The organism is Streptomyces sp. NPDC031365, from assembly GCF_055569765.1.
The window spans coordinates 1-26,668 of record NZ_JBVIIM010000019.1; the positions used below are offsets into that span (position 1 = coordinate 1).

The 26,668-nt window shown below is 70.3% G+C and carries 29 protein-coding genes and 1 riboswitch; of the genes, 18 read left to right on the top strand and 11 right to left on the bottom strand.

Annotated features, from left to right (window positions below; all coding sequences use genetic code 11):
- Positions 1-146 (bottom strand): transposase (locus ACZ5C2_RS25150; protein WP_468795459.1); only part of this gene is annotated, 146 nt, incomplete at its 3' end.
- 48 nt (positions 147-194) lie between these two features.
- Here ACZ5C2_RS25150 and ACZ5C2_RS25155 point away from each other — a divergent pair.
- The 5 genes from ACZ5C2_RS25155 (at position 195) to ACZ5C2_RS25175 (ending at position 5,292) form a co-directional block, all read left to right on the top strand.
- Complete coding sequence (locus ACZ5C2_RS25155) at positions 195-2,345, top strand: RHS repeat domain-containing protein (protein ID WP_468795062.1); 2,151 nt, start codon at positions 195-197, stop codon at positions 2,343-2,345.
- Between the two features lie 950 nt (positions 2,346-3,295).
- On the top strand, positions 3,296-4,117 hold the full coding sequence (locus tag ACZ5C2_RS25160) for a helix-turn-helix domain-containing protein (protein WP_468795065.1): 822 nt from the start codon (positions 3,296-3,298) through the stop codon (positions 4,115-4,117).
- A complete protein-coding gene (locus tag ACZ5C2_RS25165; RefSeq protein ID WP_468795068.1) occupies positions 4,114-4,299 on the top strand; it encodes a DUF397 domain-containing protein in 186 nt (61 codons plus the stop codon). Before ACZ5C2_RS25160 ends, ACZ5C2_RS25165 begins: the two co-directional genes overlap by 4 nt.
- Positions 4,299-4,496, top strand: coding sequence for a DUF397 domain-containing protein (locus ACZ5C2_RS25170; protein WP_468795071.1), 198 nt, complete (start codon positions 4,299-4,301; stop codon positions 4,494-4,496). The genes ACZ5C2_RS25165 and ACZ5C2_RS25170 overlap by 1 nt, the downstream gene beginning before the upstream one ends.
- Before the next feature lie 40 nt (positions 4,497-4,536).
- Positions 4,537-5,292: an endonuclease/exonuclease/phosphatase family protein gene (locus ACZ5C2_RS25175; RefSeq protein WP_468795075.1), complete on the top strand. Its 756-nt coding sequence runs from the start codon at positions 4,537-4,539 to the stop codon at positions 5,290-5,292.
- 5 nt (positions 5,293-5,297) lie between these two features.
- On the opposite strand, the gene ACZ5C2_RS25180 is transcribed toward ACZ5C2_RS25175, so the two are convergent.
- Entirely contained in the window at positions 5,298-5,885 is a 588-nt protein-coding gene (locus ACZ5C2_RS25180; RefSeq protein WP_468795078.1) for a hypothetical protein, read from the bottom strand.
- On the bottom strand, positions 5,878-6,681 hold the full coding sequence (locus ACZ5C2_RS25185) for an alpha/beta hydrolase (protein ID WP_468795081.1): 804 nt from the start codon (positions 6,679-6,681) through the stop codon (positions 5,878-5,880). Before ACZ5C2_RS25185 ends, ACZ5C2_RS25180 begins: the two co-directional genes overlap by 8 nt.
- Before the next feature lie 207 nt (positions 6,682-6,888).
- Between ACZ5C2_RS25185 and ACZ5C2_RS25190 the strand changes: the two genes are divergently transcribed.
- The 4 genes from ACZ5C2_RS25190 to ACZ5C2_RS25205 all read left to right on the top strand — a co-directional run bounded on the left by ACZ5C2_RS25190 (position 6,889) and on the right by ACZ5C2_RS25205 (position 10,770).
- A complete protein-coding gene (locus ACZ5C2_RS25190; protein ID WP_468795462.1) occupies positions 6,889-7,692 on the top strand; it encodes a lysophospholipid acyltransferase family protein in 804 nt (267 codons plus the stop codon).
- Positions 7,693-7,728: 36 nt separating this feature from the next.
- Complete coding sequence (gene macS / locus ACZ5C2_RS25195; RefSeq protein WP_468795084.1) at positions 7,729-8,982, top strand: MacS family sensor histidine kinase; 1,254 nt, start codon at positions 7,729-7,731, stop codon at positions 8,980-8,982.
- Entirely contained in the window at positions 8,979-9,671 is a 693-nt protein-coding gene (locus ACZ5C2_RS25200) for a response regulator (protein ID WP_468795087.1), read from the top strand. Before macS ends, ACZ5C2_RS25200 begins: the two co-directional genes overlap by 4 nt.
- 103 nt (positions 9,672-9,774) lie before the next feature.
- Positions 9,775-10,770: a 2-hydroxyacid dehydrogenase gene (locus ACZ5C2_RS25205; RefSeq protein WP_468795090.1), complete on the top strand. Its 996-nt coding sequence runs from the start codon at positions 9,775-9,777 to the stop codon at positions 10,768-10,770.
- On the opposite strand, the gene ACZ5C2_RS25210 is transcribed toward ACZ5C2_RS25205, so the two are convergent.
- Both ACZ5C2_RS25210 and ACZ5C2_RS25215 read right to left on the bottom strand, forming a co-directional pair.
- Positions 10,722-12,602, bottom strand: a complete 1,881-nt coding sequence (locus ACZ5C2_RS25210) for an anthranilate synthase family protein (protein ID WP_468795465.1) — start codon at positions 12,600-12,602, stop codon at positions 10,722-10,724. The genes ACZ5C2_RS25205 and ACZ5C2_RS25210 overlap by 49 nt on opposite strands.
- 122 nt (positions 12,603-12,724) lie before the next feature.
- Positions 12,725-12,781, bottom strand: a complete 57-nt coding sequence (locus tag ACZ5C2_RS25215) for a trp operon leader peptide (RefSeq protein WP_468795468.1) — start codon at positions 12,779-12,781, stop codon at positions 12,725-12,727.
- Between the two features lie 96 nt (positions 12,782-12,877).
- On the opposite strand from ACZ5C2_RS25215, the gene ACZ5C2_RS25220 reads away from it, so the two are divergent.
- The gene (locus tag ACZ5C2_RS25220; protein ID WP_468795093.1) at positions 12,878-14,230 is read left to right on the top strand and encodes a class II 3-deoxy-7-phosphoheptulonate synthase; all 1,353 of its coding nucleotides are present in this window, start codon (positions 12,878-12,880) and stop codon (positions 14,228-14,230) included.
- 153 nt (positions 14,231-14,383) lie between these two features.
- Positions 14,384-14,620: a (2Fe-2S)-binding protein gene (locus tag ACZ5C2_RS25225; protein ID WP_468795096.1), complete on the top strand. Its 237-nt coding sequence runs from the start codon at positions 14,384-14,386 to the stop codon at positions 14,618-14,620.
- A gap of 19 nt (positions 14,621-14,639) precedes the next feature.
- On the opposite strand, the gene bfr is transcribed toward ACZ5C2_RS25225, so the two are convergent.
- Positions 14,640-15,158, bottom strand: coding sequence for a bacterioferritin (bfr, locus tag ACZ5C2_RS25230; protein WP_468795099.1), 519 nt, complete (start codon positions 15,156-15,158; stop codon positions 14,640-14,642).
- Positions 15,159-15,341: 183 nt separating this feature from the next.
- Here bfr and ACZ5C2_RS25235 point away from each other — a divergent pair, with 183 nt between their 5' ends.
- The gene (locus ACZ5C2_RS25235; protein ID WP_468795102.1) at positions 15,342-15,989 is read left to right on the top strand and encodes a sulfite oxidase-like oxidoreductase; all 648 of its coding nucleotides are present in this window, start codon (positions 15,342-15,344) and stop codon (positions 15,987-15,989) included.
- Between the two features lie 13 nt (positions 15,990-16,002).
- Here the strand turns inward: ACZ5C2_RS25235 and ACZ5C2_RS25240 are convergent, their stop codons facing one another.
- The 5 genes from ACZ5C2_RS25240 to thiO all read right to left on the bottom strand — a co-directional run bounded on the left by ACZ5C2_RS25240 (position 16,003) and on the right by thiO (position 21,416).
- The gene (locus tag ACZ5C2_RS25240) at positions 16,003-16,881 is read right to left on the bottom strand and encodes a deoxyribonuclease IV (RefSeq protein WP_468795105.1); all 879 of its coding nucleotides are present in this window, start codon (positions 16,879-16,881) and stop codon (positions 16,003-16,005) included.
- Between the two features lie 49 nt (positions 16,882-16,930).
- Positions 16,931-18,901 carry a Stk1 family PASTA domain-containing Ser/Thr kinase gene (gene pknB, locus ACZ5C2_RS25245; protein ID WP_468795108.1) on the bottom strand — a complete coding sequence of 657 codons (1,971 nt, stop codon included), beginning with the start codon at positions 18,899-18,901 and terminating at the stop codon, positions 16,931-16,933.
- Between the two features lie 351 nt (positions 18,902-19,252).
- Positions 19,253-20,047: a thiazole synthase gene (locus ACZ5C2_RS25250; RefSeq protein WP_468795111.1), complete on the bottom strand. Its 795-nt coding sequence runs from the start codon at positions 20,045-20,047 to the stop codon at positions 19,253-19,255.
- A gap of 2 nt (positions 20,048-20,049) precedes the next feature.
- A complete protein-coding gene (thiS, locus tag ACZ5C2_RS25255) occupies positions 20,050-20,250 on the bottom strand; it encodes a sulfur carrier protein ThiS (RefSeq protein ID WP_468795114.1) in 201 nt (66 codons plus the stop codon).
- Positions 20,247-21,416: a glycine oxidase ThiO gene (gene thiO / locus ACZ5C2_RS25260; protein ID WP_468795117.1), complete on the bottom strand. Its 1,170-nt coding sequence runs from the start codon at positions 21,414-21,416 to the stop codon at positions 20,247-20,249. Before thiO ends, thiS begins: the two co-directional genes overlap by 4 nt.
- A riboswitch (TPP riboswitch) is annotated at positions 21,414-21,525 on the bottom strand. Its footprint overlaps the gene before it by 3 nt.
- Before the next feature lie 51 nt (positions 21,526-21,576).
- Between thiO and ACZ5C2_RS25265 the strand changes: the two genes are divergently transcribed.
- From ACZ5C2_RS25265 to ACZ5C2_RS25290, 6 genes are all read left to right on the top strand, one after another.
- Entirely contained in the window at positions 21,577-21,942 is a 366-nt protein-coding gene (locus ACZ5C2_RS25265; RefSeq protein WP_468795120.1) for an avidin-fold protein, read from the top strand.
- Positions 21,943-21,955: 13 nt separating this feature from the next.
- Positions 21,956-23,197 (top strand): NAD(P)/FAD-dependent oxidoreductase, encoded by a 1,242-nt coding sequence (locus ACZ5C2_RS25270; protein ID WP_468795123.1) that lies wholly within the window; start codon positions 21,956-21,958, stop codon positions 23,195-23,197.
- 92 nt (positions 23,198-23,289) lie between these two features.
- Positions 23,290-23,655, top strand: a complete 366-nt coding sequence (locus tag ACZ5C2_RS25275) for an Rv2175c family DNA-binding protein (protein ID WP_468795126.1) — start codon at positions 23,290-23,292, stop codon at positions 23,653-23,655.
- 324 nt (positions 23,656-23,979) lie between these two features.
- On the top strand, positions 23,980-24,642 hold the full coding sequence (thiE, locus tag ACZ5C2_RS25280; RefSeq protein ID WP_468795129.1) for a thiamine phosphate synthase: 663 nt from the start codon (positions 23,980-23,982) through the stop codon (positions 24,640-24,642).
- 107 nt (positions 24,643-24,749) lie between these two features.
- Positions 24,750-25,673 carry a methylenetetrahydrofolate reductase [NAD(P)H] gene (gene metF / locus ACZ5C2_RS25285; RefSeq protein ID WP_468795131.1) on the top strand — a complete coding sequence of 308 codons (924 nt, stop codon included), beginning with the start codon at positions 24,750-24,752 and terminating at the stop codon, positions 25,671-25,673.
- Positions 25,674-25,729: 56 nt separating this feature from the next.
- Positions 25,730-26,662, top strand: a complete 933-nt coding sequence (locus ACZ5C2_RS25290; protein ID WP_468795134.1) for an SCO2102 family sporulation regulator — start codon at positions 25,730-25,732, stop codon at positions 26,660-26,662.
- Positions 26,663-26,668 lie beyond the last annotated feature (6 nt).

The following is a 26,668-nucleotide window of genomic DNA, read 5'->3' on the forward strand; positions in this document are numbered from 1 at the left end:
GCCCGGCGGTACCAGCCGCGCAGGGACTCGGAGCTGATGCCGAGTTCCCGGGCGACGGCGGTGACCGTCTTGCCCGAGGAGTCGACGAGCGCGATCGCGTCCCGCTTGAACTCCTCGGTGTACCGCTTCGTGTACTTACTTCCCACCTGGTGCTACTTCCTCTGGAACCTCAAGATCCCAGTCTCCAGGTGTCCATGATCAAGGGGAAGCTTCACGGCAAGGCGTACACCACGAAGATCGACAGCTACAACGACCGCGGCCAACCCACCTCCTCCACCACGATAGTGCCGGACGGGGCAGCCGCTGGGACGTACACCTGGACCTTCGGCTACAACCAGTACAACGGCATACCGGAATGGGTGAAGCACCCCGCCCTCGCCGGACTGCCCAGTGAGCGCCAGACCACGGTCTACGGACAGGGCAACCTCCCGCAGAAGACGACCGCCGGCTCAGTGGTCCTGGTCAACGACACCCGATACGACGTCTACGGACGTCAGATCCGTGCCGAATACGGCACCCTCGGCCAGAAGGTGTACCGCACTCAGGACTTCGACGAGCACACCGGCCAGCTCACCCGCTCCACCATCGACGGTGACGTCGCCTTGCGCGTGGAGGACACCCGCTACGGCTACGACCCAGCCGGCAACACCACCCGTATAGCCAGCACCTCGGGTCAGGACGCGGCAGCCGTCACGGACACCCAATGCTTCACCCTGGATGCCCTGCGCCGGATGACCGAGGCCTGGACCACCAAGGCAGCCACCGACGACTGCACGGCCGCCCCTACGGCGAGCACGGTGGGCGGCCCGGACGCGTACTGGCACTCCTACACCTATGACGAGGCGGGCAACCGGACCAAGGAAGTCCAGCACGCCACCGGTACCGAGACGACGGACGTCACCCGCACCTACACCGCGGGCAAGGCAGGCGAGGCCCGTCCGCACGCCCTGCGCTCCATCTCCACCACCGGCGGAGCGGACAACGGCACAACGGAAACCTTCACCTACGACGACGTCGGCAACACCGCCAAGCGCACCGGCGGCCCGCGCACCCAAGACCTCGCCTGGGACGCGGAAGGCCACCTGGCCAAGATCGTTGAGGACGGCAAGACCACGGAGTACGTCTACGACTCCGACGGCAACCGCATGCTTGCCAGGAACGCCGACGGCTCCACCACCGCCTACCTCCCCGGTGGCAACGAACTCGAGATCACCGCGGCCGGGGCGAAGACCGCCACCCGCTACTACACGCACGGTGGTGAAACCGTCGCGGTCCGCACCAGCGCCGGCTTCTCCTTCCTCTTCAGTGACCACAAGGGCACCGCACTCATCGCCATCACCATGGGCGCCGCACAGGCGGTCACCCGCCGCAAACAACTCCCCTTCGGCGCCCCTCGCTCCACCACAGGCAGCAGCTCGTGGCCCGGTGACCGCGGCTTCGTCGGCGGCACCACCGACCCCACCGGCTACACCCACCTCGGCGCCCGCGAGTACGACCCGTCCCTGGGCCGCTTCATCTCCGTCGACCCCCTCCTCATCACCGATGACCCCAGCCAGCACAACCCGTACACGTACGGAAGCAACAACCCCGCCACCTTCTCCGACCCGACCGGAGAAGCCATCGCAGAATGTTCGCGGAGAGAGATTGATTGCGGCGGAGGACTCCCCAAGCCCAAACGCAAGGTCAATACTGCTGTCTCAGGTGGAAACCCAGGCAGCCCCGGCAACTCGGGTTCCTACGTACCCTGGACCCCGGGAAGCAAGAAGCGCATCAAAGCCGACCCGTCCAAGGGTCGCTTCAACTCCTACGGACACCTCGGCCGCAACTCCTACGGCCAGACCACATCCGCTGCCCAGAACGAATACATTGCCGCGTACCGGGAAGAACGCCGACTAGCAGATATAGCGTTTGCGAAAGGACAGGCTGAGAAGAACAAGAAGGACGAGAATTTCTTTGAAGGTGTCTGGAATGCCACTGGAGGAAAGGCCGCATCGGCCGTCGCAGATGCCGCTGGTTCTGTTTGGGGCCATAGAAAAGAGATAGGTGCGGCTCTTATCGGCGTCGCTGGTTTTGCGGGGGGAGCACTTTGTGGTGCATCAATTATCTGCGGTGTAGCAGTCGGTATTGGTGCAGGTGTCACTGCCTATTGGGTTGCAAATGGAGAGCACTCGACAGTGGAAGGTGCATTGTGGGCTGGTGGCACGGGAGCGATTGGAAGTGGGGTCGCGGCCAAGATCGGTGGTAGCCCTTACGTCATGCAACTCAAATCCACCGTGAGAATTAAGTTCAGGCTCTGGAAGCTTGATAGGAAATTGCAGAGCATCAAGCGAGATATCTATGAGTGATGAAGGTCGGCGCGCGAGACTGCTTGACTCGTTCGCACTGTGAAGGGGGTTAGAGTGAGTATCTGGAAAATCCTCGTGTCGATCATGTTGATCGTCGTCGCTTTCTGGCTGTGTGTCGATTTGAGCCCTCCATGGAATACAAGCCTTCCCGTGCTTTTCGCTGTCGCTCTGGGGATCATATTGAGCCCAAAGAGTCAGAGTGTGAGGAATAAGCGACGGGGTGGTAGTTGACACGTGAAGGGTGGCAAGTGGCCAACTTGAAGGCGTAGCGGACGGTGGCACCGCCGAAGTAGCCGCGAACGATTCGTGTCGGCCGCGGCGGTTGCCGTCTTTAGTGCCCTGATTGCCTTCGACTACCGAAAGGCCATCCGGGTGTACTGCATCATCGGTATGGTCACGCCGGGAGGTCCCGCCCGACCTCGGTTCACGCCTGACCATCTCCGTGTTGCATGGGGCTTTGTGTCGGTCCTCTCTGCTGTGGTGTCAATCGTCAGAGGAGCGGCCTTGTTCGGCTGATCTGCGTTGAACATTGGAGGACAGTTGACGTCGAGTCGCAGCAGTCCTGCCAGTCTGTGGAGGGGTCTGATCAAGGCTATATTGGCCTTGACTGTTCTCGCGTTGGTTGCTCATTTTGTTTTCGGTGCAGTAGGGGGATTGGCGCAAACCCTGGGGCCGACGGTTGTTGTGATAGGGGCGGGGATGTTCTGTGGGCAGGTTTTGAGGGAAAGGGTGAGGCGGGAAAGCGAGGATGGCTGACGCCTTTCTGTCAGGAGAGTGGCACTGACCCGTTCGATACTGAGGAGTGCCCTGAGCCCAAGGCGTCATGCGGGAGACTCGTACACGGGGGCTTGTACGGGCTGTGATGGCGGTCGGCGCGTAACCCTGGCCGGTCACCTGCGCGTTGTACGGCTGCAAGGCGTGCCGGTAACGCGAGAAGGGGGTCGTCGTCCATGGCGAACGGCAGCACGCTTGAGTCGTCCGACAGTCTCAAGGCATTCGGGGCGGCCTTGAAGACGTTCCGTGAACGTGCCCTGATGACACAGGAGCAGCTCGCCGAGCGGCTCAACTACTCCCATGCGTCCGTCGCTTCGGTCGAGCAGGGGCGGCGAATGCCGTCCGCCGCCTTCGTCGAGCGGGCGGAGGAGGAGCTGGAGGCATTCGGGGTGTTGCGCGCCATGGTCCGGCACCTCGGGCGGCAGCGCGGGCTGGCGGTGTGGTTCAGGGAGTGGGCCCAGCTGGAGGAGGTGGCGGTCGGCCTGTGTACGTACGAGTGCCGGGTGGTGCCGGGACTGCTCCAGACCGAGGCGTACACCCGCGCCGTGATGCTCAACGTGCCGCCTCCGCCCAGCGAGGAGCAACTGGAGCAGCGGATCGCGGCCCGGCTGGCGCGCCAGGAACTCCTCCGGCGCCGGCCGCCGATCGCGTTCAGCTTCATCGTCGAGGAGTCGGTGCTGCTGCGGCACACGGGCGGTGAGGACGTCACCCGGGAGCTGATCGGCCATCTCCTCGCGTCCACCGAGTTGTGGAACGTGGAGTTGCAGATCATGCCGCTGCGGCAGCCGCACCACGCCGGCACCGATGGGCCCATGCAGCTCCTGGAAGCACCGGAGCACCAGTGGTTCGGGTACTCGGAAGGGCAACAGACCGGCCAGCTGATTTCTGTCCCGAAAGACATCAGCCTGATGCAGATGCGTTATGCCAAGATGCGCTCGCAGGCCCTGTCCCCGGTGGACTCGGCCGAGTTGTTGCGGCGAATGCGAGGATCTCTATGAGCGCCAACAGTGAGCTGAACTGGTTCAAGAGCAGCTACAGCGGGTCCCAAGGCGACAGCTGCGTCGAGGTGGCATACGCGCCCGGAGCCGTGCATGTGCGTGACTCCAAGACCCAGGACGGGCCGCGGTTCGCTGTCTCATCAGCCTCGTGGCGGGACTTCCTTGGCGGTGTGGGGCGTTGATGGGGAACGCTGTGGACAGCTACGGCAAGTTGGACTGGTTCAAGAGCAGCTACAGCGGGTCCGAGGGCGACAGTTGTGTGGAGGTGGCGCACGCGCCCGGAGCCGTACACGTGCGGGACTCCAAGGAGACGGGCGGGCCGCAGTGCGTTGTCTCCGGGGTTGCGTGGCGTGACTTCCTGGGCCGTCCGGAGCGCTGACCCGCGTCAGGTTTGTGCGGGTCGGCGTATCTTGATCCCCATGGCGACGACTCCGCTGCTTCCCGACTCCCGTACCGAATCCGATGGTTCGGCCGTTGTCCGGGTGCTGAGTTACAACGTCCGCTCGATGCGGGACGACACCGACGCGCTCGCCCGGGTGATCCGCGCCTGCTCACCCGATCTGGTGCTGGTCCAGGAGGCGCCGCGGTTCTTCCGGTGGCGGAAGAAGCTGGCCCGGCTGGCGTCGGAGTCCGGGCTGGTGATGCTGTCCGGGGGTGCCACCGCCGCCGGGCCCGCCCTGCTGTGTTCGCTGCGGGCGACCGTCGAGCGGACCGAGGATGTGCTGCTGCCGCTTACTCCGGGGCAGCACCGGCGTGGGTTCGCCACCGCCGTTGTGCGGTTCGGCGGGGCTCGGCTCGGGGTGGTGAGCTGTCATTTGTCCCTGGACAAGCGCGAGCGGTACGAGCAGGGGGGCATGCTGCTCGACCGGCTGGCCGGGATGAGTGTGGAGCATGCCGTGGCGGGCGGGGATCTGAACGAGGGGCCGGGCGGGCGGACCTTCCGGCGGCTCGGTGAGTCCCTGACCGACTGCTGGGCCGGGGCCCCCTGGGGCGGGGAGCACACCTGGACCCGGAACGCACCGCACCGGCGGATCGATGCCCTCTTCGTCACCAAGGGCGTCGAGGTGCTCGGCTGCGGGGTGCCGCTGGAGCAGCCTGGGGTGAGTGAGCGGGATCTGGCGGCGGCCACCGACCATCTGCCGGTGCTGGCCGCCCTCCGGGTCCCCGCAGCCTGACGGGCTCAGACCACCGCGCCCCGCCCCGGGTCGTCCTCGTCGTCCTCGTCCGTGCGCATCCGCATCACCAGCGTGGCGAAGCCGCCCAGGAAGCCGCCGATGCACAAGGTGGTCAGCCACCAGGTCATCTCCCAGCCGAGGAGCACCGCGAGCAGCAGGAGCAGCGGGCCGCCCAGGACGCCGAGCCAGGCGAACCGGGAGGTGACGTCGGTCTCCGGCAGCGGTGGCGGCTCCGGCGGGACGAAGTGGCCCTCGTCGGTTTCGTCGAGGTCCTCCTCCGCGGGCTCGGCCACGCTGTAGTCGCGAGGACCGCCGCCGCCGACGCCGGGGGCGAAGGAGACGGAGCTCCCCAGAGGCTTGGCCGGCTTGTCCTCGGCCTTCCGGGGCGCCGTCTTCGTGTCGCCGTCGTCGTCGTTGGTCTCGGCCTCCAGCAGCGCCAGGTCCTCGATCGACTTGAACGGCTTGGCGCCCGGCGGGTCTGGCGGCTCCTCGCCGTATCCGGAGACGATCGCCTCCCACGCGGCGGCCTCGTCGATGGGAACGCCCTTCTCCTCCGGCTCGCGGCCCTCACGGTCCGAGTCGTGTTCAGCCACCTGTGGTCGTCCCTTCCTTGCCGAGACCGGTCTCCCGCTCCTTGACGGAGCCGGGTGCCAGCCGGCCGATGAACGCGGTGCTCTCCTCGAAGATCCGCTCCGCGTCATGGTCCAACGTCGCCACGTGGTAGCTCTGTTCCAGCAGGATCTCCGTCACATCCGTCGACGACACCCGGCCGAGGATCCGCGCCGAGTCCGCGGGCGGCACCACATGGTCCTGTGGGCTGCGCATCAGCAGCAGCGGCTGGGTGACCTGGGGCAGCTCGCCGTCCACGAGCCGGAAGAAGTTCCGCAGGGAGTGCGCCGCGTGCAGGGGTACCCGGTCGTACCCGAGCTCCCTGCTCAGCGGCTTGGCGATGTCGCTCGCGATGCCCTTCGTCGCCGGGACGAGGTGGCGGAGTACGGGGAGGGCATGTGCGGCCACCCCGTGCACCTTGTTCGCCGGGTTGACGACCATGACCCCGCTCACCGCGTCACCGTGCCGCGCCGCCAGCCGCAGCGCCAGCGCGCCACCCATCGACAGCCCGGCCACGAAGAGCCGCTCGGAGCGGTCCTGGAGCAGCCGCAGCTCGCGGTCCACCTGCGCGTACCAGTCCTGCCAGCCCGTGACCCCGAGGTCCTGCCAGCGGGTGCCGTGCCCGGGGAGCAGCGGCAGCGAGACGGTCAGGCCGAGCTCGGCGAGATGCTCCGCCCAGGGGCGGAGCGACTGCGGCGAACCGGTGAAGCCGTGGCAGAGGAGAACGGCGGTCTCCCCGCCCTCGTGGCGGTACGGCTCGGCTCCGGGCAGGACCGACACCTTCGGCCTCCTGTTCGATGGGTCGATGGGGCGATGGAAAGGGGCCGGCGCGTCATGACGGCCGGGGCACGGGCGGCGCACGGATTGCAGGACCTTCACCGTACGCGACCGCACTGACACCGACCAGGGCCGTCGGAGCCATTGACGGCGCTCCGGGATATGGTCTGACCTACACACACAGGAGGCACTCGGTTGTTGTACGGCACGATGAAGGTCGCCATCGGAGGGCCGCTGAAGCTGGCCTTCAGGCCCTGGGTGGAGGGCCTGGAGAACATCCCCGCCGAGGGCCCGGCCATTCTGGCCAGCAACCACCTGTCGTTCTCCGACTCCTTCTTCCTCCCGGCCGTACTGCACCGCAAGGTCACCTTCATCGCCAAGGCCGAGTACTTCACCACCCCGGGGATGAAGGGCCGGATGACGGCCGCCTTCTTCAAGGGCGCGGGCCAGCTCCCGGTGGACCGCTCCGGCGCGCGTGGCGCCGGTGAGGCCGCGATCAGGAGCGGCATAGAGGTGCTGGAGCGCGGTGAGCTGTTCGGGATCTACCCGGAGGGCACCCGCTCGCCGGACGGCCGCCTCTACCGCGGCAAGCCGGGCGGCCTCGCGCGCGTGGCGCTGGCCACCGGGGCGCCCGTGATCCCGGTCGCCATGATCGACACGGAGAAGATCCAGCCCCCCGGGCAGGTCAGGCCGAAGCTGTTGCGGCCCGGAATCCGGATCGGCAGGCCGCTGGACTTCACCCGCTACCAGGGCATGGAGCATGACCGTTTCATCCTCCGCGCGGTGACCGACGAGGTCATGTACGAAATCATGAAGCTCTCCGGCCAGGAGTACGTCGACATGTACGCCACCGCCATGAAGCGGCAGCTCACGGAGGCGGCGAAGGCCGAGAAGGAAGCGGAGAAGGCGGCCAAGGCCGCCCTCGCCCGCGCGGAGAAGGAACGGGCCGAGAAGCTGAGGGCCGCGATGGAGCAGCCCGACCGGGAGCAGACCGAGAGACGGTCCGGTCCCTAGGCGGGGCTCGGGCGGCAGTTGGGGGGCGTGGGGGACATGGTCAAGCGCGAGAGAGTCATGCGCATGTCGGTCGAGCAGCCGCTCTGGCGCGCGCTGACCGGCTACCGGGTCCTCGCCATGACGTACGCGGTCGGTCTGTTCGCCGCCGCGTACGAGGAATTCACCCGCCCCTGGCTCGCCGTCGGCTTCTTCGCCGTCCTGGTGGTGTGGACCCTCGCCACCCTGCCCAAGGTCGCGAGCGCCGCCGCCTGCACCAAGCGCTTCCTCACCGCCGACCTGACCATCGCGCTCAGCGGCGTCCTGCTCACCCCCGTGGCCGACGCGGCCGAACGCGTCCACGCGGGCGGCCCCACCCTGCCGTCGATATGGACCGCCGGATCAGTGCTCGCCTTCGCGCTCAAGGGCGGCTGGCGCTGGGCGGCCCTCGCCTCCACCCTCGTCGCCGTCGCCAACCTGATCGAGCGCGGCGGCCCCGCCCGCGACACCGTGCACAACGTGATCCTGGTCTGGGTCGCCTCCATCGCCATCGGCTACGTCGTCGAGGTCGCCCGCGCCTCCGAGCGCACCCTCGCCCGCGCCCTGGAGATCGAGGCCGCGACCCGGGAACGGGAACGGCTGGCGCGGGACATCCACGACAGCGTGCTCCAGGTACTGGCGATGGTGCAGCGGCGCGGCGCGGTGATCGGCGGTGAGGCCGCTGAGCTGGGCCGGATGGCCGGTGAGCAGGAGGTGGCCCTGCGCACCATGGTCTCCGGCGGCCTCGTACCGGTCTCCCGGGCCTCTGAGGACACCGCCCACGGCGCCGTCGTACGCGCTGTGGACCAGGACGAGGACGGCACCGGGGACGACGGGGACGACGGGCCGGTCGACCTGCGGTCCCTCCTCGCCCCCTATGCCGGAGCCCTGGTCGGCCTCGCCGAACCCGGAGCCCCGGTGCGGCTGGCGCCGGCCGCCGCGCGGGAGGTGGCCGCCGCCGTCGGGGCCGCCCTGGACAATGTGCGCCGGCACGCCGGTGAGCGGGCCCGTGCGTGGATCCTGGTCGAGGACGAACCGGACGAGGTGATCGTCACCGTCCGCGACGAGGGACCCGGCATTCCCGAGGGGCGGCTCGCCCAGGCCGAGGGCGAGGGGCGGCTCGGGGTGGCCCTGTCCATCCGGGGCCGGCTGCGCGACCTCGGCGGCAGCGCCGACCTGATCTCGGTACCGGGACAGGGCACGGAGGTCGAGTTGAGGGTGCCCAAGGAGACGAAGAACATGAACGACCCGCGGGGGAAGGCGGAACAGCGATGACGGACACCACCGGGAAGCACACGGAGCCGATCAAGGTCATGGTGGTCGACGACCACCCCATGTGGCGCGACGCCGTCGCCCGCGACCTGTCGGAGTCCGGTTTCGAGGTCGTCGCCACCGCCGGCGACGGCGACCAGGCGGTGCGCCGCGCCAAGGCCGTCGCACCGGACGTCCTCGTCCTGGACCTGAACCTGCCCGGCAAGCCCGGTGTCCAGGTCTGCAAGGAAGTCGTCGGCGTGAACCCCGCCGTCCGGGTGCTCGTCCTGTCCGCCAGCGGTGAGCACGCCGACGTCCTGGAGGCGGTGAAGTCCGGCGCCACCGGCTATCTGCTGAAGTCGGCCTCCACCGGGGACCTTCAGGACGCGGTGCGCCGTACCGCCGTCGGCGACCCGGTGTTCACCCCCGGCCTGGCCGGGCTGGTCCTCGGCGAGTACCGCCGCCTCGCCTCCGAGCCGGCCGGTGCCGCTCCCGCCGACGGCGGGCCCAGGGCACCCCGGCTGACCGAACGCGAGACCGAGGTGCTGCGCCTGGTCGCCAAGGGCCTGAGCTACAAGCAGATCGCCGAACGGCTCGTCATCTCCCACCGCACCGTGCAGAACCACGTACAGAACACCCTCGGCAAGCTCCAGCTGCACAACCGCGTGGAACTCGTCCGTTACGCCATAGAGCGCGGCCTCGACGACGAGTAGGCCGTCCCCGTGCCTGCCCCGAACGGCCCAAGATCACCCGTATATTCGCCCGTATATTCGCCGGTACGGCAATGAACCCGCACAGACCCTCCGGAGGAAACCCGTGGAAATCCTGGCGTTCGGCGTGCAGGCGGACGAGAAGCCCCTGGTCGAGCGGGCCTTCGCGGGCCACCACCCGGTGCGCGGAGTGGACGTCTTCCTCAACACCGACACCGCTCCCATCGCCGCCGGCCACGAGATCATCTCCACCAGCGTCAACTGCGACCTCGGCGCCGAGGTGCTCTCCGACCTCGCGGCCGGCGGCACCCGGATGGTCGCCCAGCGCTCCACCGGCTTCAACAACATCGACCTGGAGGTCGCCGAACGGCTCGGCCTGACGGTCGCCCGGGTCTCGTTCTACTCCCCTTACTCGGTCGCCGAGTTCGCCTGGACCCTCGCCATGGCCGTCAACCGCCGGATCGTCCGGGCCTCCACCCGCACCCGCGACTTCGACTTCCGGCTCGACGGACTGATGGGCCGTGACCTGCACGGCCGTACCGCCGGCGTCGTCGGCACCGGGAAGATCGGCGAGGCGTTCGCCCGGATCGCCCACGGCTTCGGCATGCGGCTGCTCGGCTGGGACGTCGCCGAGAACCCCGCCTGTCGGGAACTCGGCATGACCTACGTCCCCAAGGAGCAGCTTCTCGCCGAGTCCGACCTGATCAGCCTGCACGTCCCGCTGCTCCCCGCGACCCAGCACCTCATCGACGCCGACGCCCTGAAGACGATGCGGGACGACGCGATCCTGGTGAACTCCAGCCGCGGTGGCCTCGTCGACACGGCGGCCCTCGTCGCCGAACTGCGCGAGGGCCGCTTCACGGGCGTCGGCCTGGACGTGTACGAGGCGGAGGCGGGGCTGTTCTTCCTCGACAAGTCCCTGGAGGCCGTCGACGACGACACACTGGCCCGCCTGGTCACCTTCCCCAACGTCCTGGTGACCTCCCACCAGGCCTACTACACCGAGGACGCCGTCGGGCAGATCGTCGAGACCACCGTGAACAACGTCCTCGACTACACCGCGGGCCGGCGCTCCGAGAACGTGCTGGTGCCGCGGAGCTGACCCATCAGATCCCGCACCACCGCCGCGCCGTTCAGGGTCAGCACCGACTCGGGGTGGAACTGCACCCCGGCGAACCCGCGCCCCCGCAGCGCGTGCACCTCACCGTCGGCCGTGCGGCTCACCTCGACACCGTGCTCGGCCAGCTCCCGCGCGGTGTCGTCGTCGCAGTGCGCCACGAAACTGTTGTAGAAGCCGACCGTCTCCGGCCGCCCGAACAGGTCGATCTCCGTCTGCGCCCCCTGGTACGGGACCTCCTTGCGTACGATCTCCAGGCCCAGCTCGGCCGCGATCAGCTCGTGGCCGAGACAGACGCCGAGGACGCCGTGCCGGTTGTCCCGCAGGACGCCGGCGGTCAGCTCGCGCAGGAAGCGCATCTTCGGGTCCTCCGTGTCGGAGGGGTCGCCCGGACCGGGGCCCAGTACCAGCGGGCCCTCGTGCGCCAGGACCGTCTCGCGCAGGCCCGGCTCGTCATACCGGTGTACGGTCACGTCCAGTCCGGCGGCGCGCAGCACATGGGCGAGCATCGCGGTGAAGGTGTCCTCCCCGTCGACCATCAGGGCGTGCCCGGTGAGGGCGTCGGACCGCTCCTGCATCCGCAGCCAGAACGGCGCCAGCGAGGACCGGCGCCCGTCCAGCGCCGTCCGCACCCGCGGGTCGTCGGCCAGCCCCGGCCGTACGGACTCCTCGCGCGGGCGCCCGGGGCGCACCCCCAGCGCGGCCAGCACCCCGGCCGCCTTGGCGTGGGTCTCCGCCACCTCACCCGCCGGGTCCGAGCCGCGCACCAGCGTGGCCCCGACCGGCACCCGCAGCCGCCCGGCCGCGTCGATGTCGGCGGTGCGGATGAGGATGGGGGAGTCGAGGGTCTGGGCGCCGCCCTCGTCCCGGCCGATCAGCGCCAGCGCCCCCGCGTAGTAGCGGCGTCCGCCGACCTCGTGCCGCTCGATGACCCGGCAGGCGTTCTGCACCGGGGAGCCGGTGACGGTCGCCGCGAACATGGTCTCCCTCAGCACCTCGCGCACGTCCAGCGAGGACCGGCCGCGCAGCTCGTACTCGGTGTGCGCGAGGTGGGCCATCTCCTTCAGGCGGGGGCCGATCACGACCCCGCCCATGTCGCCGACGGTGCACATCATCTTGAGCTCCTCGTCGACGACCATCGACAGCTCCTCGATCTCCTTGCCGTCGGCGAGGAACTCCAGCAGGTGCTCAGGGGTCGGTCCCCCGTCCGGGTAGCGGTAGGTCCCGCTGATCGGGTTCATCACGACCGTCCCGCCGGAGGCTCTGACGTGCACCTCGGGGCTGGCCCCGACCAGCGTCCGGTCCCCGGTGTGCACGACGAACGTCCAGTACGCGCCCCGTTCGCCCTCGAGGAGCCGCCGGAACAGCGCCAGCGCGTCGGCCCGTCCGAACCCGGGGATCTCACCCTCGTAGGTCCGCCGGATCACGAAGTTGGCGCCCTCGCCCCGCCCGATCTCCTCGTCGAGCACCCGGCCGACGATCTCCGCGTAGTCCTCGTCGCCGACGTCGAAGCCGCCACCCTCGACCCGGACGTCATGGGCGGGGAGCCGGTCGAGGGCCTCGGCGAGCGGGATCTCGTGGCGCTCCTCGGGCGACAGCACCAGCAGGGGGGTGCCGTCGTCGCGCACGTCGAAACCGCGCTCGCGGATCTGGCGGAAGGGGACGAGCGCCAGGCCCTCGTCGGGCAGGTCGGCCAGATGCTCGCGGGTGCCGACCGGGCCGATCAGCAGCTCGACCACATCGTGGTCGTGGCCCGGAGTACGGCGCCGCAGCAGGGCGAAGGGACGGTCGTCGTGGGGAAGCTGTGCCAGGTCCATGGTGGACGTTCCTCGTTTCGTCTCGGTCATGAGCGGACTGTCATGAGCGGAGAGGAACGACCCCGGGAAACACCGAAGGCCGCCCCTCGGGCGGCCTTCGCGACGTCTGTGGGTACGCGCAGTCAGTGGGCCGCCGGGAGAGCGGTCCACCACCAGTTACGGGTCGTGTGCGCGAACATGCGCCCGACCCTAGCGCATCGCCGGGCCGTGCGGCCCTTGTCTCATTTGTTGAGCGCCGCGATGGACGACCGATCCGACCCCGTAATGTGGGTTCCGTGACCGTGAACGCTAAGACCAGCGCGAGCGCTGGCAACACCTGGCGAGACCTGCCCGCGGCGCAGCAGCCCGAGTACCCCGACACCGAGGCTCTGCGCGCAGTGATCGCGGACCTCGAGTCGTATCCGCCGCTCGTCTTCGCGGGCGAGTGCGACCAGCTGCGCGCCCGGATGGCGTCCGTTGCCAAGGGAGAGGCGTTCCTCCTCCAGGGCGGCGACTGCGCCGAGGCATTCGACGGGGTGTCCGCCGACCACATCCGCAGCAAGCTCAAGACGCTCCTGCAGATGGGGGCCGTGCTCACGTACGCCGCGTCCGTGCCCGTGGTGAAGGTCGGGCGGATCGCGGGCCAGTACTCCAAGCCGCGCTCCAAGCCGACCGAGACCCGCGACGGGGTGACGCTGCCCACCTACCGGGGCGACTCCGTCAACGGGTTCGACTTCACCGAAGCGGCCCGGATCCCGGACCCCGAGCGGCTGAAGCGCATGTACCACGCGTCGGCCTCCACGCTGAACCTGGTGCGCGCCTTCACCACCGGCGGTTACGCCGACCTGCGCCAGGTGCACGCCTGGAACCAGGACTTCGTGAAGTCGTCCCCGTCCGGCCAGCGCTACGAGCAGCTCGCCCGCGAGATCGACCAGGCGCTGAACTTCATGCAGGCCTGCGGCGCGGAGCCGGAGGAGTTCAAGACCGTCGAGTTCTTCTCCTCGCACGAGGCGCTGCTGATGGACTACGAGTCGGCGCTGACCCGCGTGGACTCGCGCACGGGGCAGCTGTACGACGTCTCCGCGCACATGGTGTGGATCGGTGAGCGCACCCGGCAGCTGGACCACGCGCACATCGAGTTCGCCTCGCAGATCCGCAACCCGATCGGCGTCAAGCTCGGCCCGAGCACGACGGCCGAGGAGGCGCTGCAGTACATCGAGCGTCTCGACCCCGAGCGTGAGCCCGGCCGGCTGACCTTCATCGTCCGCATGGGCGCGGACAAGATCCGCGACAAGCTCCCCGAGCTGGTCGAGAAGGTCACGGCGTCCGGCGCCACCGTCGCCTGGATCACCGACCCGATGCACGGCAACACCTACGAGGCGGCCTCCGGGCACAAGACCCGCCGCTTCGACGACGTGCTCGACGAGGTGAAGGGCTTCTTCGAGGTCCACAAGGAGCTCGGCACCCACCCGGGCGGCATCCACGTGGAGCTCACGGGTGACGACGTCACCGAGTGCGTGGGCGGCGGCGACGAGATCTTCGTCGACGATCTGCACCAGCGCTACGAGACGGCCTGTGACCCCCGGCTCAACCGCAGCCAGTCCCTGGACCTGGCGTTTCTCGTTGCGGAGATGTACCGCGACCAGTAGCGGGACCGGCCGGTGACACGGCGGCAGGGGTGGGGCGCGTATCACATCGGATCGCGCCCCACCCCTCTTTTGTGCCCTCCGGGCGGCAGGTAAGGTTAGGTTAGCCTCACCGATCAGGGGTCGGTATGGCTCGACCCAGCACTTCGTCGGGAGGTGACCCGCGTGTTCGTCTGCAGCTGCTTCGGCGTGACCGAGGAACAGGTGAAGGGACACGCGGAGGCCGGGGCGTGCACGCCCCGGCAGATCGCCTCCGCCTGCAAGGCCGGCACGGACTGCGGCGGCTGTGTGCGCCGCATCCAGGCACTGCTCGGCCGCGGTTCCTGTCCCCGCCGGCAACTGGTCGACCAGGGCGAGCCGCCGCTCACCACGGAGCTTCCGGAAGCCGCCTAGGCAGCGCCCCTGCCTCGCGCTACTCCGTCGAGAAGCCGCCCGTTCCCGGGCCTGAGGCGTCGGGCTGGGACTGCTCGACGACCGTCGACAGGTAGAGCGCCTCGCCCAGTTTCTCGATCAGTTCCAGCTGGGTGTCGAGGTAGTCGATGTGGTGCTCCTCGTCGGCCAGGATGGCCTCGAAGATGTTGGCCGACGTGATGTCGTTCTTGTTGCGCATGACCTCCACCCCGCGGCGCAGCCGGTCGATCGCCTCGAGTTCGACCTCCCGGTCGGCCTGGAACATCTCGGTGACGGTCTGCCCGACCCGGACGTGGAACAGCCGCTGGTAGTTCGGCAGGCCGTCGAGCAGCAGGATGCGGTCGGTGAGTACCTCCGCGTGGCGCATCTCGTCGAAGGACTCGGCGCGCGTGTACCGGGCGAGTTTCGTCCAGCCCTTGTGGTCCTGCAGCTTCGAGTGCAGGAAGTACTGGTTGATCGCCGTGAGCTCGGCGGTCAGCTGCTCGTTCAGGAATTCGATGACCTCGGGGTCGCCCTGCATCGCATGGGCTCCTTCCGCGCGGGGAACTGGCAGGTTGGGGCGCATGATTGCACCGGTGCGGAAGATCGTCCAGTAAGTGTTGACTTACTAAGTAAGTACATGCTTAGTGCGGTCCGCCGCGTATTGTCCGAATCTGCCGGGCCCGGTTCAGGGGCATCGCCCCCGGTCTGTCAGGATGGAGACATGGGTCAGCCGGCGGAACGCGAATCGGGGGAGCGCGCATCACGAGGAGCGGCGCATCCTGAGCTCCCGCCGGGGCAGCGACTGCAGAAGGGCTGGCCGGTCACGCATTACGGGCCGGTCCCCAGGTTCCGGCCCGAGCGATGGGAGTTCCGGGTCTTCGGCGCCACCGCCGACCGTGAGAAGCACTGCTGGAACCACGAGGAGTTCACGGCTCTGCCGTACGCCACCGTCGTGGCCGATCTGCACTGCGTCACCAAGTTCAGCATGACCGGTGCCGAGTGGGGCGGAATCCCGGCGCGCACCCTCGTGGACATCGCACCGCCCGCGCCCGATGTCACCCATGTGATGGTGTGGGCGGAGTACGGATTCAGCTCCAACCTGCGGCTCGAGGACTTCATGTCCGAGCGCGCCCTGTTCGCCACCCACAAGGACGGCGAGCTGCTGACCGCCGAGCACGGCTTCCCGCTGCGGCTGATCGTCCCCCATCTGTATGCCTGGAAGGGCCCCAAATGGGTGCGCGGTGTGGAGTACATGACCACCGACCGCCGGGGTTTCTGGGAGGAACGCGGCTACCACAACGTCGGCGACCCCTGGAAAGAGCAGCGCTACTCCTACCAGGAGGAGCCCGGGGAAGGGCCCGAGCTCTGACCTGCGGGTCCGCTCAGGATTCCCGGAGCTTCTTCAGCCGCTCCACATCCGCTGCGTGCCCCTCCCTGCCACCGGGCGTCTCGATGACCAGCGGTACGCCCTCGGTCGCCGGGTGCACCATCAGAGCCCGGAAGGGATCCTCGCCGATGTGCCCGGCGCCGATGTTGGCGTGCCGGTCCTTGTGCGCGCCGACCACGTCCATCGAGTCATTGGCGTGGATCAGTTTCAGCCGTCCCTCGCCGACCGTGTCCACCAGCAGGTCCAGCGTCTGACGCATCCCGCTCGGCCCGGTCAGATCGTGGCCGGCCGCGAAGACATGGCAGGTGTCCAGGCAGACACCCAGCTTCGGGTGGGCGTCCAGCGCCTCGAAGTACGGCCCGAAGTCCCAGGTCCGTGAGCACAGCGAGGCACCCTGGCCGGCGGTCGACTCCAGCAGCAGGAACGGGTCGTCGTCATGGGTGAGCTCGTCGAGCAGCGGCAGCAGGCGCTCCCGTACCTGCCGCAGGGCCACCGGCCGCTCCCGTCCACCGGTGGCGCTGCCCGTGTGCACCACCACACCCAGCGCGCCGATCTCCCGGCCGCGCCGCAGTGAATGCCGCAGCGATTCCACCGACCGTTCCACGGTCGCCTCGGTGTGGGACCCGAAGTTGATCAAATACGGGGCGTGCACATACGCCGGGACGGACCCTTCCGCGCAGGCCGCGCGGAACGCCTCGTCCTGCCTCGGGTTGCCGGCCGGGGTGGCCCAGCCGCGCGGATTGGCGACGAAAACCTGCACGGTCTCGGCGCCCAGCTCACGGGCGTAGGACAGGCCGACGGAATGCAGGCCGCCGGCCACGGGAACGTGACCGCCGATCGGATTGCGGTAGGGGCCGGACGGGTGACTCTTCACGCGTCAAGGGTGACATGAGCGCGCGCGTCCCCCGTCCGGCCCCCTCCCGTCAGCGGATCTCGATGGTGATCGTCGAACCCTTGGGCGCGGTGTCGCCGCCGTCCACGGACTGGCTCTTGACGGTGTCACCGAACAGGCCGAACAGCCCGCGGTCCTCCTCCACCCGGAAGCCGGCGCCCTCCAGCCGCTCCTTGGCGTCGCCCACACGGTCGCCGACCACGTCCGGCACCTCGACCATCTCCGGGCCCTTGGACAGGGTGAGCGTCACGGTGTCGCCCTCCGCGGCCTGCTGGCCGGGCGCGGGGCTCTGCCGGGCCACCTCGCCCGCGTCGTGCTCGGAGTTGACCCGCTCGGCGGCGACCTCCACCTTCAGGCCGGCCTCCTCCAGCTCGGCGCGCGCGTCCTCCAGCTCGTCACCCGTCACGTCGGGCAGGTCCACCGGGCTGCCCTTGCTGACGGTCAGCGCCACCGCGGAGTCCGCGCGGACCTTGGTGCCCTTGCCGGGCTCCGTGGAGATCACGGAGCCCGCCGGCACCGTGTCGCTGAACTCCCGGGTGGCCATGCCCGGCTTCAGTCCCTCGTCCTCCAGCAGCGAGCGTGCCTTGTCCAGCGCGTAGCCGTCGAGGTCGGGCACCCGCACGGTCTGCGGGCCCCGGGAGAGGGTCAGCGACACCGAGCCATTGCCCCGGATGCGCGCGCCGGCCTTCGGGTCGGTGCCGATCACCTTGCCCCGCTCCACCGTGTCGCTGTACGCCTCCTCCACCTGGCCCACGTCCAGCCCGGCGTCCGCGAGCCGGTCCCGGGCCTCCTGCTCCGTCTTCGCCAGCAGCGGCGGGACCTTGGTGAACTGGCCGGAGTTGATGTACCACACACCCGCGCCGAGCCCGAGGACCAGCAGCACGGCGACGACGACCGCCATCGGACCGCGCGGCAGCGTCGTCCGGCGCAGGGGCGGCAGCGGCGGCGGTGACTGGAACCGGCTGGTGTGATGTCCACGGTCCGCGCCGTCGTCCTCGTTGACCGGCAGCGGGTGGGACGGGGGTCCCCCCGCGCGAGCGAAGCCGGGCGTGGGAGAGCTGAGCCCGCGCGGGATGACGCTCGTACGGTCGTCCGTGTTGTCGTGGTGATCGTGCTCCGACATCAGCGCCTGCGGCGGCACCGCGTCGAGTTGCTCGCCGGTGAGCCGGCCGCGTGCGTCGCGGGCCCGCGCGAGCAGCGCCACCGCGTCGTGCGGGCGCAGCCCGGGGTTGCGCGCGGTCGCCGACGCCACCAGCTCGTCCAGCTCGTACGCCATACCGGGCACGGCGGCCGACGGCGGCGGCACGTCGTCGTGCAGATGCTTGTAGAGCACGATCGCGGGGGATTCCCCGTCGTGAGGCTTCTCGCCGGTCAGCATCTCGTACATCAGGATGCCGCAGGCGTAGACGTCCACCCGGGGGTCGGCGACGCCGTTCTCGATCTGCTCCGGGGCCAGGTACGAGACCGTGCCCAGCACGGTGCCCGTGGTGTTCGTCACCGAGTCCACCGCGCGGACCAGCCCGAAGTCGGCGACCTTGACCCGGCCGTCGTCCCCGATCAACACGTTCTCGGGCTTCATGTCCCGGTGCACGAACCCGGCCCGGTGCGCGGCACCGAGCGCGGCCAGCACCGGCTCCAGGATGTCCAGCGCGGCCCGCGGCTGGAGGGCCCCGCGCTCGCGCAGCACATCGCGCAGGGTGCAGCCGGCGATGTACTCCATCGCCAGATACACGTACGCCCCGTCGGTGCCCTGGTCGAAGACCTGCACAACGTTCGGGTGGGCCAGCCGGGCGACGGACTTGGCCTCGCGGATGAACCGCTCGACGAAGGAGGCGTCGGCGGCCAGGGAGGGGTGCATCACCTTGAGCGCGAGGATGCGGTCGAGGCGGGTGTCGACGGCCCGGTAGACCGTGGCCATCCCGCCGACCGCGATCCGCGCGTCCACGCGGTAGCGGCCGTCGAGCACCTGCCCGACCAGAGGGTCCTGAAGGGTCGTGTCCACGCAGCGAGTCTACGAGGCCGCACCGACACCCCCGTCCTGTCCACCCTCTGTTGCAGCGGACCTGTGACGTGTGTCGCCGTGCCGCCCCTGAGGGCGGCCTCCGGCACCAGTGCGGGCTGTCGTGCGCTGGGGCGAGTCCCGCCCTCCCGGGCCGTGCGCTGTCGTGCCGCTGGGGAGGAGCCTCGCCCTCCCCAGCCGCGGGCAGTCGTGCCTCCCCAGTGCCTCAAGGGCCCGGGAGGTACCCCCGGCGCGGCGCGGGTGGGCGCGGCGGCACGCTGCACGCGCCGGTGGGCGAACCCACCCGCGTCCGCCCCGGCAGGCAGCACCTGGAAGGCCCGGTCGCTCCGGAACCTAGAAAGCCGGTCGCTCCGGATCCAGTACAGGCATGCCCTCCGCGGGAGAGGACGCCGTGGCGAACCAACGCCGCGGAATCCGCCCCGCCAGCCGCGCCAGCCGCCCCGCTTCCACCGCCCCCCGCATGGCGGAAGCCATCAGCACCGGCTCCTGCGCCCGCGTCACCGCCGACGCCAGCATCACCCCCGCACACCCCAGCTCCATCGCCAGTGCCACATCGGACGCCGTCCCCGCCCCCGCGTCGAGGATCACCGGCACCCCCGCCCGCTCCACGATCAACTCGAAGTTGTGCGGGTTGCGGATCCCCAGCCCCGACCCGATCGGCGACCCCAGCGGCATGACCGCCGCACACCCCACGTCCTCCAGCTTCCGTGCTAGCACCGGATCGTCGTTCGTGTACGGCAGCACCGTGAACCCGTCGTCCACCAGCGTCTCCGCCGCGTCCAGCAGCTCCACCGGGTCGGGCAGCAGCGTCCGCTCGTCGGCGATGACCTCCAGCTTGACCAGTTCCGTGCCGAGCGCCTCGCGCGCGAGCCGCGCGGTGAGCACCGCCTCCCCGGCGGTGAAGCACCCCGCCGTGTTCGGCAGCACCCGGATGCCCAGGTTCTCCAGCACCGACAGCACGGACCCGTGCACCGAGGGGTCCACCCGCCGCATCGCGACGGTCGTCAGCTCCGTCCCGGACGCCACCAGCGCCCGCTCCAGCACATCGAGGCTCGGTGCCCCTCCCGTACCCATGATCAGACGGGACGTGAAGGACGTACCGCCGAGGACGAACGGATCGTCGGCCATGGTCAGCCTCCTTGGACGGCGGTCAGGATCTCCACCCGGTCCCCGTCGGCGAGGGGGGTGGCGGGCCACTGCGCGCGCGGGACGACGGTTTCGTTGAGGGCGGCGGCCACTCCCGAGGGTGCCGCGGTGAGCGACGTCACGACGAGGTCGAGGGCAGTGCCGGGAGTGAACTCCCGGGGCTCCCCGTTGACGGAGATGTTCATACGGGCTGCTCCATGAGGACGGCGGCGGCGCCGAGGCGCCGGGGGGTGAACGGGCGGGCCTCCTGAGGCAGTTCACCGGTGGTCAGGACGTCCGCGAGGGCGTCGCCGGTCACTGGCGTCAGCAGAACGCCGTTGCGGAAGTGGCCGGTTGCGAGCAGCAGCCCTTCGAGCCCGGTCGGGCCGAGCAGGGGGGCGTTGTCGGGGGAGGCGGGGCGCAGTCCGGCCCGGGTCTCGGTCAGCGGCAGCTCGGTGATCCCGGGGACCAGCTCGTGGGCGTCGCGCAGCAGCTCGTACACACCGCCCGCGGTCACGGTGGTGTCCCAGCCCATCTCCTCGCTGGTCGCGCCGATCACCAGCTCGCCGTTCTCACGCGGCACCAGATAGACATGGCTGCCGCGCACCACGGCGCGTACGGTCCGGCTCAGGAAGGGACCGGGGCGGTCGGGCATCGTCAGCCGCAGCACCTGCCCCTTCACGGGCCGCACGGGCGGCAGCACGTCCTCCGGGACGCCCGCGAGCCGCCCGCTGAGGCTGCCCGCGGCGAGCACCACCTGCCCGGCGCTCAGCTCGGTGCCGTCGGAGGCGAGAACGCCCCTCGCGCGGCCGCCGGTGACGAGGAGCCGCTCGGCCCACGCGCGGTGGACGGTCACCCCGGCCCGCTCGCAGGCGGTGACCAGGGCGGCCGCCAGCCGCCGCGGATCGATCTGATGGTCGCCGTCCACCCGCAGCCCGCCGCGCACCCCGGGCGCGAGCATCGGCTCCAGGCGTCGGCACTCCCGCCCGGACAGCCACTGCGAGTCCAGCCCCGACCGCTGGTGAAGGGCGTGCAGTTCCCGCAGGTGGGCGCGGTCGTCGGCGTCCAGGGCCACGGCGAGCGTGCCGCAACTGCGGTAGCCGAGGTCGTGGCCGGTGAGTTCGGTGAGCTCGGCCGCGAACGCGGGATAGCGCCGAGCGGAGGCGAGGTTCAGGCCGAGCAGGGTCTCCTCGCCGTAGTGCAGCTCCGTGACGGCGGCCAGCATCCCGGCGGCCACCTGGGCGGCGCCGCCCCCCGGCTCGGGGTCCACCACGGTCGTGGTCAGACCGCGCTGCGCGGCCCGCCAGGCCGTGACCAGTCCGATGATTCCGCCCCCGACGACGAGGACGTCAGAAGTACGCGTGGGCGACATGGGCGTCCAGCCCCTCCCTTCGCCGGCATGACCCGGATCAGGTTCGTACGGTCGGAGGCCGCCAGCCTCCCTCTCAGCCCGGTGCGTCCAGGCTCCCGCGAGTGCTTGTACGTTGGCCACCCTAGCCCGCAGAGCAGCGCACAGGTAAGGGAGCCTCCCCGTGGCCCGATCGCTCGACGGACTCGTCCTCGCCCCCGTCGCCGACCAGGCTCCGGGTCAGGTCGGCACCCGTACCCGGTTCGACTACCACGAGCGGGGCGGGGAGGTATGGGCCGAGTACGCGGGCGGCGACGTCGTGCGCGGGTATCTGGTGGGCACCCGCGCGGGGGACCGGCTGGACTTCCGGTACGTCCAGCTCAAGGGGGACGGCACGACGTCGTCGGGGCACTGCGTGTCCACGGTCGTGGAGCTGCCCGACGGGCGGGTACGGCTGGAGGAGAGCTGGGAGTGGGAGTCGCAGCCGGGCAGCGGCACGAGCGTGGTGGAGCAGCTCCCGGACCGCGAGAACCCGCCGGCGACCGAGTGACTAGGGTGATCGGGTGAGCGAGCAGACGCAGGAACCGGGACGGTCCGCACCGCGGCGGGTGGTGGTGGCGGGCGCCGGCATGGCCGGCGTGCAGACCGCGGCAGCCCTGCGGGAGCAGGGTTTCACCGGCACGGTGACCCTGATCGGCGCGGAGCCCCACCAGCCCTACGACCGCCCGCCGTTGTCCAAGGCGGTGCTGCTCGGCAAGGCCGAGGACTCCGCCTTCGACGTCGACTTCGAGGAGCTCGGCATCGAACTGCGGCTCGGCTGCGAGGTGCTCGGCCTGCGCCCCGGCGACCACGAGCTGGACACGGAGGCCGGGCCCGTCCCGTACGACGTCCTGGTGATCGCCACCGGCGCGGAACCGGTGCGGCTGCCGGGCGCGGAGGGCATCCCCGGTGTGCACCTCCTGCGCACCCTGGACGACGCCGAACGGCTGCGTCCGGTGCTCGCGCGGCAGCACGACATCGTGGTGGTCGGCGCCGGCTGGATCGGCGCGGAGTTCGCCACCGCCGCCCGCGGGGCGGGCTGCGCGGTCACCGTCGTGGAGGCCGAGGAGCGTCCGCTGGCCGAGGCACTTCCCGCCGAGGTGGCCGCCCCGATGACCGCCTGGTACGCCGAGGCCGGTGCAGCGCTGCGCACGCACACGCGCGTGGAGCGCGTCGAGCCGGGTGCCGTGGTCCTGGACGACGGCACCCGGCTGCCCGCGGGTGCCGTGGTCGTCGGCATCGGGGCCAGGCCCGCCACGGCCTGGCTGGCGGGCTCCGGAATCGCACTCGGGACGCGGGGCGAGGTCGTGGCCGACCGCCACCTGACGTCCTCCCTGCCGGACGTGTACGCGGTCGGCGACTGCGCGTCCTTCCCGTCCGGGCGCTATGGCGAACGCCTGCTGGTCCACCACTGGGACAACGCCCTCCAGGGGCCGCGCACGGTCGCGGCGAACATCCTCGGAGGGCCCGCCGGCCGGGCCCCGGCCGTGTACGACCCGGTGCCGTACTTCTGGTCCGAGCAGTTCGGGCGTTTCGTCCAGTACGCGGGACACCACGCGGACGCCGACCGGACCGTGTGGCGCGGGGACCCCGCCGAGGCGGCGTGGAGCGTCTGCTGGCTGCGGGAGTCCCGCCTGGTCGCGCTGCTCGCGGTGGGCCGGCCCCGGGACCTGACGCAGGGGCGCCGGCTGATCGAGGCGGGCACGGCGATGGACGCGGAACTGCTGGCGGACCCGGCGCGGCCGCTGAAGTCGGCGACGGTGTGAGGCACCCCCGCGGCGGCGTGTCCGGGCGACGCGTCCGACCAGGTGGCGGGAGCTGACTTCCGACTGTCGGTGGCAGGTGGCAGGCTTGTCCCGTGACCGAGATTGACGCAAAGATCGATGCTCTCGTCCCCGCCTGGCTCACTCTCCCCGACATCGCCGAACAGTTCGGCGTCGAGGTGACGCGCGTCCGGCAGCTGGTCAGGGAGGGCCAGATCATCGCCGTACGCCGGGGTGAGAACCGCGCGCTGCACGTGCCCGCCGCCTTCATCGACGGGGACAAGGTGGTCAAGGGCCTGACCGGGACCCTGACGCTCCTGCGGGACGACGGCTTCACGGCCGAAGAGATGCTGGAGTGGCTCTTCACCCCCGACCCGAGCCTGCCGGGCACTCCCGCGCAGGCGCTGGGCGAGAACCGTGGCACGGAGGTGAAGCGCCGGGCGCAGGCACTCGCGGTCTGACCCGCCCCGACCGACCGGAGTCCGACCAACACCGGCCGGGGCCCGTACGAGCCCCGGCCGAGGGCACCGCGCGCGCCTACCATCGGCGGCGGTCCGCCCCGGACCGTGTGCCGGGCGCGACGCCCATCGATCACCTGCCGGGTGGGGACACCCGACGCCCACCCGCCGGGCCGGAAGGCCCCGCGCCGACCTGCCGGTCGGGGATGCGCGACCATGGCCTGCCGGGCGGGGAATGCCCCATGCCGACCTGCCGGGCCGGACAGCGCACGCCGGCCTGTCGGGCCCGCCCGGTCCCTACGCCCATCACACCTGGGGGACACCCGCATGACCGACACCGAACGCGTCCGGCTCGCCGATGCCCGCGTCTATCTCTGCACCGACGCGCGCAAGCGGCAGGGAGATCTTCCGGAGTTCCTGGACGCGGTGCTGGCCGGCGGGGTCGACATCGTGCAGCTGCGGGACAAGGGCATGGAGGCCGCCGAGGAGCTGGAGCACCTGGCGGTCCTCGCCGACGCCTGCGCCCGGCACGGCACACTGCTCGCGGTCAACGACCGCGCGGACGTCGCCCACGCCGCCGGCGCCGACGTCCTCCACCTCGGCCAGGGCGACCTCCCCGTGCCCGCCGCCCGCGCCGTACTCGGGGACGGCATCCTGGTCGGCCGCTCCACCCACGAGGAGTCCGAGGCCGCCGCCGCCGCCGTCCAGCCCGGCGTGGACTACTTCTGCACCGGCCCCTGCTGGCCCACCCCCACCAAGCCCGGCCGTCACGCCCCGGGCCTCGGCCTGGTCCGCTACGCCGCCGGCCTCGGCACCGACCGGCCCTGGTTCGCCATCGGCGGTATCGACCTCGGCAACCTCGACGAGGTCCTGGACGCGGGCGCCCGCCGGATCGTCGTCGTCCGCGCGATCACCGACGCGGACGACCCGGGAGCGGCGGCCACCGAGCTCGCCAAGCGGATGCGGCAGGCCGCCGCGGACGAGGGGTGACCCCCGGGCGTCTCAGAACTGTCCAAGGGGTGGACGGCAAGTCGGTAAATCGGACAAATCTCCCGCTTCTGGTTGGGGGACCGCCGCACCCTGGCTAACCTGCCGGTATGGCCTTCGGAACCGCATCCACCAGGACTGACCGCGCACGCACCGTGCGCGACATGCTCGCCGCCGGCAAGACGACCTACTCCTTCGAGTTCTCGGCGCCGAAAACCGCCAAGGGTGAGCGGAACCTGTGGAACGCGCTGCGCAGGGTCGAGGCGGTCGCCCCGGACTTCGTCTCCGTGACGTACGGAGCCGGCGGCTCCACCCGCGCCGGGACGGTCAGGGAGACCGAGCAGATCGCCGCCGACACCACCCTCACCCCGGTCGCCCATCTCACCGCGGTGGACCACTCCGTGGCCGAACTGCGCAACATCATCGGCCAGTACGCCGACGCCGGGATCCGCAACATGCTCGCCGTGCGCGGCGACCCGCCCGGCGACCCCATGGGTGACTGGGTGCCGCACCCCCAGGGCCTTGCCTACGCCGCCGACCTCGTCCGGCTCATCAAGGAGTCGGGCGACTTCTGCGTCGGCGTCGCCGCCTTCCCGGAGATGCACCCGCGCTCCGCCGACTGGGACACCGACGTCGCCCACTTCGTCGACAAGTGCCGGGCCGGCGCCGACTACGCGATCACGCAGATGTTCTTCCGGCCCGAGTCCTATCTGCGCCTGCGTGACCGAGTCCACGCCGCGGGCTGCGAAACCCCCGTCATTCCCGAGGTCATGCCGGTGACCAGCGTGAAGATGCTGGAGAGGTTGCCAAAACTCAGTAACGCGGAGTTCCCCGACGCCCTCAAAGAGCGGATCCTGACAGCGAAGGACGATCCGGCGGCGGTACGCTCCATCGGTATCGACTTCGCCACGAAGTTCTGTGCGCGGCTGCTGGCCGAGGGAGTGCCGGGACTGCACTTCATCACGCTGAACAACTCCACGGCGACGTTGGAAATCTACGAGAACCTGGGCCTGCACCACCCACCGCGGGCCTAGACCGGTCGCACGGATATACGACACACTGCGTAGCGACCACTGGGAGAGGGGCGTACATGGGCTGGACGGTCCTCTACATCGCGTTCGGCATCGTCGCGCTGTGGTTGCTCGGCGAGGTGCTGCTGCAGTACAAGGCGCGGCTGCGCTGGCGGCTGCTCGCCTTCGCGGGCTTCCTCGGCGTCGTGCTCGGTGTGATGATCCCGTCCGTGATCGTCATCGGACTGGGCGCCGCCGCCTTCGCGGTCGGCCAGACCTACGTCACCCTGTCGTTCCGCCGCGGCTTCGCGGCCGGCTGGGCGGTCAACGCCCCGATGCTGGCAGCGGCCAAGGGCGGACGGGCCCGTCAGGAACCGGCCCTGGAGGTCTCCGACCTGGAGACGTCGCGCGACGACTACGGCGACGAGCGCGACGGCCACCACGACCGCGCCTACGGCCAGGACGACGACTACGACCGCGACGACGTGTTCACCCCCGCCGCCCGCCCCGACCAGACGACGGCCGCCGAGACCACCTCGGTCTACGAGCCGCAGCCCCTGCCCGACGACACCGGCTCCTACGGCGTCTACGGCGGTGACCCCGGATACGCGGCACCCTCCCAGGACCAGTACGCGGCGGCCACCCAGGGCGCCGACCCCAACTACGCCTACGACTACTCCGGTTACGGCCAGCAGCAGGGCTACGACACCACGGGCCAGCAGTACGCCGCGTACTCCGACCCGTACATCGGCAATCCCACGTACGGCGGCACCTCGTACGACACCGGTTACGCGGACCCGCAGCAGTACGCCCAGCAGGGCTACACCCAGGACCCCTACGCCGGAGGTTACGGCGGCGAGACCCCGGCCGGCGGACTGTGGGTCCCGCAGCAGCGCAGCGCCGACGACCCCTACGGCGGCGAACTCCCGCCGGAGCAGCAGTATCCGTACCAGGGCGACGGACAGACGCACGGCAACGACAACGGGTACGACGAGCAGCAGTACCGCTTCTGACACGCG

What these genes read in the sequence shown, in the direction of transcription:
- ACZ5C2_RS25155 (WP_468795062.1), top strand. Translation starts at nt 195, where the DNA reads ATGATCAAGGGGAAGCTTCACGGCAAGGCGTACACCACGAAGATCGAC.
- ACZ5C2_RS25160 (WP_468795065.1), top strand. Translation starts at nt 3,296, where the DNA reads ATGGCGAACGGCAGCACGCTTGAGTCGTCCGACAGTCTCAAGGCATTC.
- ACZ5C2_RS25165 (WP_468795068.1), top strand. Translation starts at nt 4,114, where the DNA reads ATGAGCGCCAACAGTGAGCTGAACTGGTTCAAGAGCAGCTACAGCGGG.
- ACZ5C2_RS25170 (WP_468795071.1), top strand. Translation starts at nt 4,299, where the DNA reads ATGGGGAACGCTGTGGACAGCTACGGCAAGTTGGACTGGTTCAAGAGC.
- ACZ5C2_RS25175 (WP_468795075.1), top strand. Translation starts at nt 4,537, where the DNA reads ATGGCGACGACTCCGCTGCTTCCCGACTCCCGTACCGAATCCGATGGT.
- ACZ5C2_RS25190 (WP_468795462.1), top strand. Translation starts at nt 6,889, where the DNA reads ATGAAGGTCGCCATCGGAGGGCCGCTGAAGCTGGCCTTCAGGCCCTGG.
- macS (WP_468795084.1), top strand. Translation starts at nt 7,729, where the DNA reads ATGGTCAAGCGCGAGAGAGTCATGCGCATGTCGGTCGAGCAGCCGCTC.
- ACZ5C2_RS25200 (WP_468795087.1), top strand. Translation starts at nt 8,979, where the DNA reads ATGACGGACACCACCGGGAAGCACACGGAGCCGATCAAGGTCATGGTG.
- ACZ5C2_RS25210 (WP_468795465.1), bottom strand. Translation starts at nt 12,602, where the DNA reads ATGGACCTGGCACAGCTTCCCCACGACGACCGTCCCTTCGCCCTGCTG.
- bfr (WP_468795099.1), bottom strand. Translation starts at nt 15,158, where the DNA reads ATGCAGGGCGACCCCGAGGTCATCGAATTCCTGAACGAGCAGCTGACC.
- ACZ5C2_RS25235 (WP_468795102.1), top strand. Translation starts at nt 15,342, where the DNA reads ATGGGTCAGCCGGCGGAACGCGAATCGGGGGAGCGCGCATCACGAGGA.
- ACZ5C2_RS25250 (WP_468795111.1), bottom strand. Translation starts at nt 20,047, where the DNA reads ATGGCCGACGATCCGTTCGTCCTCGGCGGTACGTCCTTCACGTCCCGT.
- thiS (WP_468795114.1), bottom strand. Translation starts at nt 20,250, where the DNA reads ATGAACATCTCCGTCAACGGGGAGCCCCGGGAGTTCACTCCCGGCACT.
- thiO (WP_468795117.1), bottom strand. Translation starts at nt 21,416, where the DNA reads ATGTCGCCCACGCGTACTTCTGACGTCCTCGTCGTCGGGGGCGGAATC.
- thiE (WP_468795129.1), top strand. Translation starts at nt 23,980, where the DNA reads ATGACCGACACCGAACGCGTCCGGCTCGCCGATGCCCGCGTCTATCTC.
- metF (WP_468795131.1), top strand. Translation starts at nt 24,750, where the DNA reads ATGGCCTTCGGAACCGCATCCACCAGGACTGACCGCGCACGCACCGTG.
- ACZ5C2_RS25290 (WP_468795134.1), top strand. Translation starts at nt 25,730, where the DNA reads ATGGGCTGGACGGTCCTCTACATCGCGTTCGGCATCGTCGCGCTGTGG.